13 protein-coding genes are annotated in these 12,023 nt (G+C 72.4%); 7 read left to right on the top strand and 6 right to left on the bottom strand.

Annotated features, from left to right (window positions below):
- Window positions 1-57: 57 nt before the first annotated feature.
- On the bottom strand, window positions 58-1,152 hold the full coding sequence (gene zapE / locus ACZDYF_RS18320) for a cell division protein ZapE (protein WP_475060970.1): 1,095 nt from the start codon (window positions 1,150-1,152) through the stop codon (window positions 58-60).
- Window positions 1,153-1,321: 169 nt separating this feature from the next.
- On the bottom strand, window positions 1,322-1,702 hold the full coding sequence (locus ACZDYF_RS18315; RefSeq protein ID WP_191790083.1) for an SHOCT domain-containing protein: 381 nt from the start codon (window positions 1,700-1,702) through the stop codon (window positions 1,322-1,324).
- A gap of 269 nt (window positions 1,703-1,971) precedes the next feature.
- On the opposite strand from ACZDYF_RS18315, the gene ACZDYF_RS18310 reads away from it, so the two are divergent.
- Both ACZDYF_RS18310 and ACZDYF_RS18305 read left to right on the top strand, forming a co-directional pair.
- Window positions 1,972-4,137: a SpoIIE family protein phosphatase gene (locus ACZDYF_RS18310; RefSeq protein ID WP_400275178.1), complete on the top strand. Its 2,166-nt coding sequence runs from the start codon at window positions 1,972-1,974 to the stop codon at window positions 4,135-4,137.
- A 66-nt stretch (window positions 4,138-4,203) separates the two neighbouring features.
- The gene (locus tag ACZDYF_RS18305) at window positions 4,204-5,217 is read left to right on the top strand and encodes a sigma-70 family RNA polymerase sigma factor (protein ID WP_191790081.1); all 1,014 of its coding nucleotides are present in this window, start codon (window positions 4,204-4,206) and stop codon (window positions 5,215-5,217) included.
- A 60-nt stretch (window positions 5,218-5,277) separates the two neighbouring features.
- Here ACZDYF_RS18305 and ACZDYF_RS18300 read toward each other — a convergent pair whose 3' ends face one another.
- From ACZDYF_RS18300 to ACZDYF_RS18285, 4 genes are all read right to left on the bottom strand, one after another.
- Complete coding sequence (locus ACZDYF_RS18300) at window positions 5,278-5,760, bottom strand: DUF1269 domain-containing protein (protein ID WP_191790080.1); 483 nt, start codon at window positions 5,758-5,760, stop codon at window positions 5,278-5,280.
- 83 nt (window positions 5,761-5,843) lie between these two features.
- Complete coding sequence (locus tag ACZDYF_RS18295; RefSeq protein ID WP_475060958.1) at window positions 5,844-6,191, bottom strand: SHOCT domain-containing protein; 348 nt, start codon at window positions 6,189-6,191, stop codon at window positions 5,844-5,846.
- Between the two features lie 70 nt (window positions 6,192-6,261).
- Window positions 6,262-6,696, bottom strand: a complete 435-nt coding sequence (locus ACZDYF_RS18290) for a DUF6325 family protein (protein WP_191790078.1) — start codon at window positions 6,694-6,696, stop codon at window positions 6,262-6,264.
- Between the two features lie 87 nt (window positions 6,697-6,783).
- A complete protein-coding gene (locus tag ACZDYF_RS18285) occupies window positions 6,784-7,203 on the bottom strand; it encodes a DUF7144 family membrane protein (protein ID WP_475060952.1) in 420 nt (139 codons plus the stop codon).
- 151 nt (window positions 7,204-7,354) lie between these two features.
- Between ACZDYF_RS18285 and ACZDYF_RS18280 the strand changes: the two genes are divergently transcribed.
- The 5 genes from ACZDYF_RS18280 (at window position 7,355) to ACZDYF_RS18260 (ending at window position 11,917) form a co-directional block, all read left to right on the top strand.
- Entirely contained in the window at window positions 7,355-8,581 is a 1,227-nt protein-coding gene (locus ACZDYF_RS18280) for a cation:proton antiporter (RefSeq protein WP_191790076.1), read from the top strand.
- Between the two features lie 66 nt (window positions 8,582-8,647).
- Entirely contained in the window at window positions 8,648-9,946 is a 1,299-nt protein-coding gene (locus tag ACZDYF_RS18275; protein ID WP_475060947.1) for an AI-2E family transporter, read from the top strand.
- Between the two features lie 86 nt (window positions 9,947-10,032).
- Window positions 10,033-10,563 (top strand): N-acetyltransferase family protein, encoded by a 531-nt coding sequence (locus ACZDYF_RS18270; RefSeq protein WP_475060944.1) that lies wholly within the window; start codon window positions 10,033-10,035, stop codon window positions 10,561-10,563.
- Window positions 10,564-10,652: 89 nt separating this feature from the next.
- Window positions 10,653-11,084: a universal stress protein gene (locus tag ACZDYF_RS18265; RefSeq protein ID WP_475060941.1), complete on the top strand. Its 432-nt coding sequence runs from the start codon at window positions 10,653-10,655 to the stop codon at window positions 11,082-11,084.
- A gap of 140 nt (window positions 11,085-11,224) precedes the next feature.
- A complete protein-coding gene (locus ACZDYF_RS18260; RefSeq protein ID WP_475060935.1) occupies window positions 11,225-11,917 on the top strand; it encodes a hypothetical protein in 693 nt (230 codons plus the stop codon).
- Window positions 11,918-12,023: the final 106 nt, after the last annotated feature.

Genomic DNA, 12,023 nt, shown 5'->3' with positions numbered 1-12,023 from the left:
CGACGCCGCCCTCCCGATCATCGCGCAGACCGCCCACGCGCGCCGGGCGGCGCTGCCTCAGCGACCGACCGGCACCGGCCCCAGCTGTCGCAGCAGCGCCAGGCGGCTCGCCGTGCGCTCGACGTCGAGCGCGACGCCCTCCTCGCCGTGGCGGCGCAGCGTCTCGTCGGGGTCCTGGTGGGCCAGGACGTGCAGCGGCACGTCGCGGTCGCACAGCACGTCGACGAGGTTCGCGAACCGCTGCCCCGTGTCGGGGGCCTGCGCGCCCAGGGCCGGTACGCCGTCGAGCACGACGGACCCGTACCGGTCGGCGAGGTGCAGGACGTCCGAGACCGCGGTGCGTCCCGCGCACCAGTGCTCGAAAGCGAGCCACACGATCGCGTCCCGCAGGGCGAGGACGGGGTGCTCGCGCGACCCGATGCGCACGGTCGTCGCCTCGGCGGGCTCGGGGCGTGCGAGGCCGGCGGCCGCGAGCCGGGCGTCCGTCGCGGGCCACACGAACGCACCGCCACGGAATCCGCGCAGGTCCTCGCTCGGCGAGCGCCGGTGGTCGCGGTCGCCGCCGATCTCGACGACGTCGAGGCGCGCGGTCAGCAGGTCGATCGTCGGGACGAACAGGTGGTGGTAGGCAGGGCTCGGCATGAGGCCCGACGGCGGGTAGTTCGACGTCAGGACCACGCGCACCCCGCGCTCGTCGAGGACGCGGACGGCGCGGGCGACGAGCATGGCGTCGCCCGCGTCGTGCACGTGGAACTCGTCGAAGCACACGAGCCGGGCCTCGCCGAGGATCGCGTCGAGCGCGGCGTCGATCGACCCGCGGTGGAAACGCTCGCCGTGCAGGCGGCGCAGGAAGTCGTGGAAGTGGACACGGACGCAGGCGCTGCCGCCGGGCCCCGCGACGGTCGCGAGGAACACGTCCATGAGCCAGGTCTTGCCGCGCCCCACGGGCCCCCACAGGTAGAGGCCGCTCAGCGCGTCGGGTGCCGGGGCGTCGAGCCGTCCCGCCAGGGCGTCGAGGGCCAGGACCGCGGGCTCCTGGCCGGGATCGAGCGAGAAGCCGCGCCGGGCGGCGTCCTGCCCGACGGCGTCGCGCACCACGGTCGGCGGGTCCGCCGGGGCGTCGATCAGGTCCCTCGGTCGCGCCTCGTCCACGCGTCCGAGGGTACGCGACGGGCTCGCGGCCGTCCGTCGGAGGCGGCCCGGGCGTGCGCCCGGGCCACCTCTGCCGACGGTCCGTGGACCCGTCAGCCGCTCGCGTGCCCGGGAGGTGCGCCGGCGGGGGCGGCGAGCTCCGTCGTCGGGCCGTGGGGACGGACCAGGCTCAGGCGAGCGCCTTGGCCTTGAGCGACGCGAACTCGTCGGGCGTGATGGTGCCCGCGTCCAGGAGAGCCTTGGCCGTGGCGATCTGGTCGGTCGCGGACTGACCACCCGTCGCGACCTCGCGGATGTAGGAGTCGGCCTGCGCCTTGGCCGCGTTGGCGGCCGCGAGGTGCCGCTCCGTCATCCCCCGGCCGCGGGCGATGATGTAGATCAGCGCCGTGAGGAACGGGATGAAGACCAGACCGACGATCCACAGCGCCTTCCACCAGCCGCTGAGCGTGTGGTCACGGAACAGGTCGGTGAGGATCTGGAAGAGCACCATCAGGTACGCGATGAAGACGAACCACCAGATCAGAAGCCAGAAGAAGTCCCAGAATTCCATGGTGAAGCCCCGTTCGACGATCTCCGGCGCTCGCGAGCGCGAGGCGCTGACGTCAGGTTAGTGACGGGCGTCACGATGCGCGCGGCGAAACGGGCGGGTTCCGGGGGAAGCGCCCCTGATGCGAAGTCTCGCGGGCACGCCGAGGGTGACGCACTTGCCTGCCGACGGTGACCCGTCGTCGACCTCGGCGGCCCCCGTCGCGCCGGGGAGGATCGATTCACCCCGCGCTTCCCGATGACGGACCGCGGCCCGCACGCCATACTGAGGCGGTGACCGAGGCCCAGGCGATCTTCGAGCTGGTCGAGGCAGGTCTCGGGACCCCGACCGCGGACGAGTCCTTCGACCGCTTCGCCCGCCTGGCCATGCGCCAGCTCGGCGTCCCGACGGCCGCCGTGTCCCTCGTCCTGTCCGACGAGCAGGTGTATCCCGGGGCCCACGGCATGCCCGAGGACATCCAGCTCAGCCGGCGCATGCCGCTCACCCATTCGTTCTGCCAGCACGTGACGAACGACCGCGAGCCGCTCGTCGTGCCGGACACGCGCAAGGACGCCCGGGTCTGGGACAACCCGTCCATCCCGGAGTTCGGCGTCCTCGCGTACGCGGGCTTCCCGATCTTCGACCAGCGCGGCCGCGTCGTCGGGACGCTGTGCGCGATGGACGACGAGCCCCACGACTGGACCGACACCGACCTCGCGACCCTCGCCGACCTGACGGCCGCGTGCACGTCCGAGCTCCAGCTGCGCATCGCGCACGAGCGGGCGACCCGGATGCAGAACCTCGCCATCCAGGCGACCCGGCGCAACCGCCTGCTGCTCATGCTCAGCGAAGCCTTCGCCGACGCGACCTCCGTGCAGGACGTGGGCGAGACCCTCGCATACGTGGCGTCGTCGGCGATCGGGGCCCGGTACGCCGGGCTCGCGGTCGTCGACCCGTCGCGCAAGAGCCTGACGTACACGAGCATGGACCACCTGGAGCCGGCGCTCGCGCCCTCGTACCGGTACGCACGCCTCGACGACCCGGACCGCGTCCTGTCGTTCGTCGCCCGCACCCAGGAGGCCCTGTTCTTCCGGGACGAGGGCGAGATCCTCGCGGCGTTCCCGAACGTCTCCGAGTCGCTCGACGAGAGCGTCGGCGCGCGGGCGCTGCTGCCCGTGCTCTCCGGCACGACCCTGCTCGCGGTCATCTTCCTCGGGTGGGAGCAGGGCAAGACCGCCGACGACGAGTCCCTGTCCCGCGCGGGCCTCGCCGGCTTCGTGGCGCACGCCCTCGAACGCGTCAAGCTGCTCGAGGAACGACGCGACGCCGCCACGACCCTCCAGGCCGCGATGCTCACGGCCCTGCCCGACATCCCCCACCTCGAGCTGGCCTCGACCTACTCGCCCGCGACGCTCACGGACCAGGTCGGGGGCGACTGGTACGACGCCGTGGTGCACGACGAGGACGCCTCGGTCCTCATGATCGGCGACGTGACGGGTCACGACATGCGGGCCGCAGCCGAGATGGGGCAGCTCAGGTCGATGCTCCGCACGTTCGCCTGGAGCCACGACGAGTCGCCCTCGGCCCTGCTCCGTCTCCTCGACCGTGCGAACACGGGGCTCTCGCTCCACGCGAGCGGGACCGCCGTCGTCGTGCGGCTCGACCGGCGCGGCGACTTCTACGACCTGTCCTGGTCCAACGCGGGCCACCCGCCGCCGCTCATCCTGCGGTCCGACGGGAAGGTCGAGCTCCTCGACACCCGACCGGACATGATGCTCGGGTTCGTCCCCAACGCCGCGCGCAGCGACCACGTGACCCACCTCGGCCCGGGAGACACGCTCCTGCTCTACACGGACGGGCTCATCGAGCGACGCGGGGTCCCGCAGAGCGCACGCCTGTCGGGGCTGGCACAGGCCCTCGCGGCCCTCCGGCACGGCTCGACGCTCGCGCTCCCGAACGCGCTGGTCCAACGCCTGGTCGGCAGCGACCAGCGCGACGACATCGCGGTCCTCGCGGTCCGCGTCCGGGCCGCCGTCGACTCCCACCCGACGCCCGCGTGCCCCACCCGGATGACGCGCGACGTCGAGCACTCGACCGCGGCGATCTCACCGGCGCGGCGCTGGGTCGACGACATCCTGGAGAGCTGCGGGATCAACCGCGACCAACGGCGCACCATCATGCTGCTCGCGAGCGAGACCCTGACCAACGCGGTCCAGCACGCGCAGGGACCGCTCGAGGCGGTCGTCGAGGTGTGGCCAGCGACCGTCCGGGTCGGTGTCCGGGACGCGTCCCCCGACGAGCCGACCCTCCACGACCCCGAACCGCACGAGACGGGCGGCCGCGGCATCCAGTTCCTCGACCGGTTCGCCGACCGCTGGTTCGTCGAGCACAAGACGTCGGACGGTCCGGGCAAGACCGTCTGGTTCGAGCTCGCCCGGGAAGACGCCCTCTCCCGCTGACGGTGTGGGTGGTGCGCGCTACCGTGTGAGGTGGCGCACATCGCCGCGCGCCCACGAGAGGACACCATGACCGAACGCACAGCGACCGTCGCGGACGAGGACCTCGGGGAGCTGCTGGACCAGTACCGGTCGCAGCTCACGGGCTACTGCTACCGCCTGCTCGGCTCCTCCTTCGAGGCCGACGACGCGGTCCAGGACACCATGGTCCGCGCCTGGCGATCCTACGACCGCTTCGAGGGACGCTCCGCGCTGCGCTCCTGGCTCTACCGCATCGCGACCAACGTCTGCTTCGACCACATCGCCCAGCGCAAGCGCCGCGAAAGACCCATGGGCCTCGGCGCGGCGCAGACGGCCGAGGAGAGGAACCTCGGCGAGCAGCTCTCGGAGGAGACGTGGGTCGAGCCCGTCCCCGACGACCGTGTGCTGCCCCGGGACGGCGACCCGGCAGACGTCGCGGTCGGGCGCGAGTCCATCCGCCTCGCGTTCGTCGCGGCCCTGCAGTACCTGCCTCCCAAGCAGCGCGCCGTCCTCATCCTGCGCGAGGTCCTGCGTTGGCAGGCCAGCGAGGTCGCCGAGCTCCTGGAGACCTCGGTGCCGTCGGTCAACAGCGCGCTCCAGCGGGCGCGGGCCACCCTGTCCGCCCAGGCGCACTACGGCTCGGGTCCCGGGGCCGACGGCGCCAACCTGCCGACCGTCCCCGTGGACGAGGACAAGAACGAGCTCCTGGAGAAGTACCTCGACGCGTTCGAGCGCTACGACATGCCCGCCCTGGTGGCGCTCCTCCACGACGAGGCCACGCTCTCGATGCCGCCCTACGCGCTGTGGATGCAGGGGCCGGTCCAGATCGAGCGGTGGATGGTCGGCCCGGGGGCGGAGTGCCGCGGCTCGCGCATGGTGCCGGTCCGGGCCAACGGCACGTTCGGCTTCGGTCAGTACCGGGTCGCGCCCGACGGGGGGTACGACGCCTGGGCGCTGCAGGTGATCGACACCGCGGACGGCAAGGTGACGGGCATCAACGCGTTCCTCGACGTCGAGGCCTGGTACCCGCTCTTCGGCCTGCCGCTCCATCTCGACGCGTAGAGCGTGAGGGTGGGCCGGGAAGCCGGCCCACCCTCACGCTCTACGTCGCGCTGGTCGCGGTCAGTCGAAGGTCTCGAGCAGCAGGTGGCGCTCCTCGTCGGTGAGGTTGGTCGCGATGAGGTCGCCGTGCAGACCGTGGAACCGTTCACCCACGCGGTCCAGGTTGCCGTCCTCGGTCACGGCGAACAGGGCGGACGTGCCCTCCGTGACCTGGGCGCGGATGCGGTCGAGCTGGTCCTTGTTGAGCCCCACGGCCTCCATCGACTTGTGGATCGCGCCCAGGGCCGCGCCCGCGGCGACCCCGATCACGGGCACGAAGAAGAGCGCGCCGAACAGCAGGCCCCAGAAGGCGCCCCAACCTGTACCGCGCCACTCGTCCTCGTGCGTGTGGCGCGTCGTGGGCTTGCTCGCGCCCTCGGGCCAGGTCACGATCGCACGGTCGACGATCTTGATCAGCCCTTCGGACGCCGCGTCCTTCAGGACACGGGACGCGACCTCCGCGCCTCCGGGGGTGTCGAACGACCAGACGGTGAAGGTAGCCATCGTTGTCCTCTCGGGCAGAGCCGGGTCATGAGCGGGTGGGTCGGGTTCGTGGGTTGATACGGGGGTACGGGGGCGTCGCTGCGTCAGCCGAGCAGCTTGGCCTTGGCGGCCACGAACTCGGCGTCGCTGAGGACACCGCTCGCGTGGAGCTGGCCGAGCTGCTCGAGCTGGGCCAGGAGGGCGTTCCCACCCGCAGCAGGTGCCGTCGGCGCGGCCTGTGCCGCCTGGGCGGCCGCGGCCTGCTGCGCGTAGAGCTGCTGCTGCTGAGCCTGCTGCTGCGCCTCGTACTGCTGCTGCTCGGCCTGCTGCTCGGCCTTGCTCTGCTGGTGCCGGTTCACGGCTCCGGCCGTGGCGGAAGCCGTCCCGGCGATGACGGCGGTACGGGCCATGGTGCCCAGCAGACCTGGGCGTCCGACGCGTCGTAGTGGCATGGTGTGCTCCGTTTCTCGTGCGATGTCTGTGCGGCGGTGGTCCTCCGTCAGCCCGTCAGGGGTTCAGGGTTCAGCCGACCTCGGTCTCGGCGAGCTCGACGATCTCGTTGACGACGTCGGCGGGGATGCGTTCCTGCGCGATCACCGCTGCCCCGGCGTCGTGCACGGCACCGACGAACTGCCGTGCCCAGGAGTGCTCGACGATCAGGACGAGGGCGGACGTCCCGGGCTCGAGGTTCGATGCGACGTCGTCGATGTCCTCCTGCCCCGCGAGACCCGAGCTGCCGAGCTGGGTCTCGGTGATGTCGAGCTCGTCGCCGAGGTCCTCGACCTCGACCACGTCGATCTCGCCCCCGACCCCCTTGCGGATGACGGTGAGGTCGAGGAGCCGGACGACGTCGGACCCGAGGAGGTCGGCGATCGCGATCTTCACCGCGTCGGGGACCCGTTCGGAGGGGAAGGCGATCGCGACGAACTCGACCGGACCGAACTGTGTCGTGGCCATGGGTGGTGCTCCGTTCTTCGGGGTTGCGCGTGCCAGAAGCGTGGGGGCTGGTCTCGGGAGGGCGGACGGGTGACGGTCAGGCCGTCGTCACGGCAGCGACGACCGCGACGCCCGCTCGGCCTCGTCACCGTGCACGACGAGCGCCCACAGCACGAAGATCCCGAGCACGATCGTGACGACGGACCACCACGGGCTCGCCGGGAGCGCGACGAACTGGGTCAGCACGTTGAGCACGACGAGCACGATCGCGACGAGCCGTGCCCAGCCGCGTCCCGCGAGGAGCGCGAAGCCGACGATCACGAGGAGCACCCCGACGACCAGGTGGACCCATCCCCACGTCGACACGTCGAGCACCACGATGCCCTGCTCCCCCAGCCCGACGAGCTTCTCGGGGGAGAACGCGGCGACCATGCCGCTGATCGCGTTGAACAGCCCGAGCGTGACCAGGACGATGCCCGCGAACCACACCCAGCCGACCCATCCCGTGACCTGTGACGACCGTGCCATGGTGCCTCCTCGCACGCGTAGAACGGGTGACGTCGTCCTGGCCGTGACCGGCCCGGCGTCACCCCGGAAGTCTCGCTCCCCCTGATCGTGGCACCGGACTCCCGCGTCGGCATCCGCTGCGCGGACGGCCGTCCACCACCACTATGGGTCCATGGAACTCGGGTTCACGGGCGGGATCGCGCTGGTCGTCGTGCTCGGGGTCGTGGGTCAGGTCGCTGCCAAGGCGCTCAAGGTGCCCTCGATCCTGCTGCTGCTCGTGCTGGGGCTGCTGGCCGGTCCGGTGTCGGGGCTGGTCGACCCCGACGTCCTGCTGGGCGACGAGCTGTTCCCGCTCGTGTCGATGGCGGTCGGTCTCCTGCTGTTCGAGGAGTCGCTCAAGCTCGACATGAAACGGCTCCAGGGCGGGGCGCGGCGACCGGTCGCGCTGCTCGTGACGCTCGGCGCGGTCCTGACGGGGGTCGGGGCGACGCTGATCTGCTGGTGGGTGCTCGACCTCCCGTTCTCCCGGGCCGCGGTGATCGGGGCCATCCTCATCGTGTCGGGTCCGACCGTCGTCGGGCCGCTGCTCGCGGTGATCCGGCCCAAGCAGCCGCTCGAGTCGGTGCTCGCGTTCGAGGGCATCTTCATCGACCCGATCGGCGCGACGGTCGCGCTCGCGATGGCCAACATCGCGCTCCACGCGGCCCCCGAGCACCTGGGCGCGACCGCGCTCTCCGGGGTGCTCACGGGGGCCGTCGCCGCGGCGGTCTACGTCGCGGCGGTCCGGTGGGGCAGGGTGCCGGCCGCGACCGAGGTGTCGCTCGCGTTCGCCACGGCACTCGCGACGTACGCCGTGGCCGAGGCGTTCCACGAGGAGGCTGGCCTGTTCGCGACCACGACGCTGGGCATCGTGCTCGCGAACCAGCGCTGGGCGCGCATCGAGCCGCTGCACGAGTTCGGCAGCCACGTCGGCCTGCTACTCATCGGGACGCTCTTCATCCTGCTCTCGGCGCGGGTCGACCTCGACGCCCTCGTGGCGTACGCCCTGCCGACGCTCGGGATCGTCGCGCTCCTCGTCCTGGTCCTGCGCCCGCTCGTCGCGTCGATCGCGACGACGGGCAGCGTCCTGACGAGCCGAGAACGCGTCATGGTCGGCTGGATGGCGCCGCGCGGGATCGTCGCGGCGTCGACCGCGTCGGTCTTCGCCCTGCGCTTCGAGGACGACGGCCAGCCGTTCGAGCAGCTCGTCCCCGTGGTCTTCGGGGTGATCCTCCTGACGGCAGTCGTGTACGGCCTCACGGGGCCGTGGGTCGCGGCGCGCCTGGGCGTGCGCTCACCCGGCCCGGAGGACCTCGACGACGACGGCGTCCCGGTCGCGGAGGAACGCGCGCCCGGCTGACGCGGACCTTCCCGCCCGACGGCGTGGGCGCACCCCGCGCACGCACGCGTTCGCTACGTTCGCCCCATGACGAGCGACGCGAGCACCACCCCGGAGCCGGCCCCTGGGGCGCCGACCGCCCCGGTCACCGACCCCGACCGGCCCCGAGACTTCCTGGCCCTCTCCCCCGACGACCCGCGCAAGCCACCCCGCTGGCTGCCGCGCGCGCTCTTCATGACCGTCGTCGCGGTCTTCGTCGGGATCTTCGCCTGGTACGCGATCGGCACCCTGGAGAGCCTCGGCGTCAACATCCTCATCGCGTTCTTCATCGCCCTCGCGCTCGAGCCGATCGTGGTGTGGCTGGTCCGGCACGGGTGGCGGCGCGGTGCGGCCGCGGCGACGGCGCTGCTGGGCGGGCTCGTGGTGGTCGTCGGCATCTTCGCTCTCTTCGGCAACCTGTTCGTGCAGCAGCTCGTCCAGCTCGTCCAGTCGATCCCTGCCCTCTACACCGACATCCAGGAGTTCCTCTCGACGAGGTTCGACGTCGACATACCGAGCTCCGACGAGCTCCTCAAGCAGGGCTTCAACGAGTTCGGCGAGGACGTCGCGTCCGGTGCCCTGGTCGTGGGGACGACGATCGTGGGCGTGATCTTCGCGTTCCTGACGATCATGCTCGTGACGTACTACCTGCTCGCGGCAGGCCCCAAGTTCCGCGTCGCGATCTGCCGCTGGCTCACGCCGAACCGCCAGCAGGAGGTCCTGCGCCTGTGGGAGATCACGCAGGTCAAGGTCTCCGACTTCATCAACTCCCGCATCGTCCTCGCGGCACTGTCGAGCGTCTTCACGTTCGTCTTCCTGCTGATCCTCGGCACGGACTACGCCCTGCCGCTGTCGGTGTTCGTCGGCGTCGTGTCGCAGTTCGTGCCGACGATCGGTACGTACATCGGCGGCGCGCTGCCCGTGATCGTGGCACTGACCTCGCAGGGGCTCCCGCAGGCCCTCGCGGTCCTCATCTTCATCGTCGCCTACCAGCAGCTCGAGAACCTGTACTTCTCGCCCAAGGTCTCGGCGCGGGCCCTCGAGATGAACCCTGCGGTGTCGTTCGTGGTCGTGCTCGCCTTCGGGGCGGTGTTCGGTGCGCTCGGCGCGTTCCTGTCGCTCCCGATAGCCGCGACCATCCAGGCCGTCGCGAACACGTACATCCAGCGGCACGAGCTGGTGGACTCGCACATGCTGCACGACCCGGGCCACGAGAAGGACGACGACCCCGACGACGACCCGGGCGAGAAGGACGGCGGGGTCGCGCGACGCCGTCGGGCGAACCGCAAGGCCGGGCGCGACGCCGCGAAGACCGTCGACGAGCGCCACGCCGACGGCATCGAGTAGCGCCCGCACGACGTCGGCCCGGAGCGGCCGCGCTCGTCACGCAGACGACATCACCCCCGTGTGACCGGCGGCGCTAGGGTGCCCGGATGACCGGTTCCTCCACCGCGACCGTCCGTCCCGCCTCCCGCGACGACCTGCCCGTGGTCGCGGAGATCGCGGCGCACTACGTCCTGCACACGGTCTCGACGTTCCAGACCGAAACGCTCCCCCTCGCGGGGTGGGAGGAGCGGTGGGAGTCGCTGCGGGAGGCGGGCCGCCCGTTCCTGGTCGTCACCGTGCCGGGCGCCCCCGGCCTGCCCGACGACGTCGCCGGGTTCGCGTACGTGGGCGCCTGGCGCGAGCGACCCGCCTACGCGACGACGGGCGAGGACACCATCTACCTCGCCCCCGGCCGCGAGGGACGCGGCCTGGGCCGGACGCTCCTGACCGCCCTCCTGGACGCTGCCGCGGAGGCGGGGGTGCGCGAGCTCGTCGCGGTCGTGAGCGACGCCGACTCCCCCGCGTCCGTGGTGCTGCACGAGAAGCTGGGCTTCCGGCAGGTCGGGCGCCTCGAACGCGTCGGGTTCAAGCACGGCCGGTGGCTCGACACCGTGCTGCTCCAGCGCTCGCTGGGCTGACTCCCCGGGCGAGGCTCCCGTCCCGGGGCGCGCGACGCCGTCGGGCGGCTCCCCCGACGCATCCTGCACGCCCGTGGCACGATGGACAGATGATCCGACCCCTGCTCGTCGGAGTGCACCCGGGCCAGCACCCGGACATCGTGCAGCGCGCCGCCGGTTTCGCGCACGCCCTGGGGACGGCCATCGTGTGCGTGTGGGTGGACGTCGGACCGGTGCCCGACGACGGCCGCGCGGAGCAGCGGCTCAAGGCCGAGCTCGACGGTGCGCTGCACGCGACGGGCGTCGGCTGGACCCTCGTCGTGGCGGGCGACGGCGACGTCGCGCGCCAGCTCGACGAGGCCGCGGTGAGCCACGACGCCGCGATCGTCGTGGTCGGCGCGCACCGTGCGGGCGCCGACGGGTGGCGCAACGAGGCCCTGGGCGGCTCGGTCGCGGGCAGGCTGTCGCACCTGCAGCACCGGCCCGTCGTCGTGCTGCCCGTGCTGCCCGCGCCCTCCGAGGGCGAGCCGGACGAGGGCTGACCGCCCGCCCGAGAGAACCGCCCGACCTCCCGGGACATCCGCCCCTGCCGCCCGGGACACGTCCCGCCCCACGCTCCTCGTGTCAACCACCCACGGCCGCCGCCCGTCGGGCCCGGCCCCACGACACGCAGGGGTCCACCATGACCGCACGACCGACAACCTCCGTCACGCCCGGGACCGACCTCGCCCACGGGCATCCCGCCCGCGCCTCCCGCGCCTGGGCGTGGACCGGCGTCGCGGCCGGCGTCCTGGGCATCGTCTCGATCCAGGCCTCGATGGCGCTCGGTGCGAACTGGGAGCAGACCGCAGGTGACGCCGACGCGGTCGTCGCCGACCTCGCGGGCAAGACGTCCACGCTCCTCGTCTTCCACACCGCGACCGTCCTGGTCGCGGTCCTCGTCCTGATCTTCGCGGCGGGTCTCAAGCGTCGCCTCGACGTCCAGGCCCCGGCGGGCAGCCTCCTGCCGACGGTCGCCGGCTCGGGCCTGGTCCTGACGTCGGTCGCGGCGCTCATGGGATCGGGGCTCGACACCCAGTTCATGTTCGGGTCCGCCGAGCTCGACAAGATCGTCCCCGAGTCGGGCGCGTTCTACGCCGACTGGACCGCGACGATCCCGTGGCTGTGGGTCGGCGCCGGACTGACCGCGGTCGCGGTCGCGGTGGCCTCGCTGCGGCACGGCGCCGCGCCGCGGTGGATCGGCGTCGTGAGCCTGCTGCTGGGCGGGATCACGCTGCTCGTGGGCGTCTCGCCGCTGCAGTACATGGCGGGCTTCGTGGGTCCGCTGTGGCTCACGGTCGCGGCGCTCGGCTTCGCGCTGGGCGACCGTCGCTGACCCGCCCGACGGCGCAGCCCACCACCGTGGACCTGTCACCATCCCCAGGGCCCGCCTCGGGCCACGCGACCGGTCCCGCTCCTGTCTCCAGGGGCGGGGCCGGTCG

It is taken from the genome of Oerskovia sp. PE-21s, assembly GCF_056158145.1.
The sequence above is the reverse complement of the archived record's forward strand: the minus strand, read 5'-3'. Positions and strand labels throughout refer to the sequence as shown.

Bases quoted from the DNA above. Each gene is read 5' to 3' on its own strand.
- ACZDYF_RS18315 (WP_191790083.1), bottom strand. From the start codon at position 1,702: ATGGAATTCTGGGACTTCTTCTGGCTTCTGATCTGGTGGTTCGTCTTC.
- ACZDYF_RS18305 (WP_191790081.1), top strand. From the start codon at position 4,204: ATGACCGAACGCACAGCGACCGTCGCGGACGAGGACCTCGGGGAGCTG.
- ACZDYF_RS18300 (WP_191790080.1), bottom strand. From the start codon at position 5,760: ATGGCTACCTTCACCGTCTGGTCGTTCGACACCCCCGGAGGCGCGGAG.
- ACZDYF_RS18295 (WP_475060958.1), bottom strand. From the start codon at position 6,191: ATGCCACTACGACGCGTCGGACGCCCAGGTCTGCTGGGCACCATGGCC.
- ACZDYF_RS18290 (WP_191790078.1), bottom strand. From the start codon at position 6,696: ATGGCCACGACACAGTTCGGTCCGGTCGAGTTCGTCGCGATCGCCTTC.
- ACZDYF_RS18285 (WP_475060952.1), bottom strand. From the start codon at position 7,203: ATGGCACGGTCGTCACAGGTCACGGGATGGGTCGGCTGGGTGTGGTTC.
- ACZDYF_RS18280 (WP_191790076.1), top strand. From the start codon at position 7,355: ATGGAACTCGGGTTCACGGGCGGGATCGCGCTGGTCGTCGTGCTCGGG.
- ACZDYF_RS18275 (WP_475060947.1), top strand. From the start codon at position 8,648: ATGACGAGCGACGCGAGCACCACCCCGGAGCCGGCCCCTGGGGCGCCG.
- ACZDYF_RS18270 (WP_475060944.1), top strand. From the start codon at position 10,033: ATGACCGGTTCCTCCACCGCGACCGTCCGTCCCGCCTCCCGCGACGAC.
- ACZDYF_RS18265 (WP_475060941.1), top strand. From the start codon at position 10,653: ATGATCCGACCCCTGCTCGTCGGAGTGCACCCGGGCCAGCACCCGGAC.
- ACZDYF_RS18260 (WP_475060935.1), top strand. From the start codon at position 11,225: ATGACCGCACGACCGACAACCTCCGTCACGCCCGGGACCGACCTCGCC.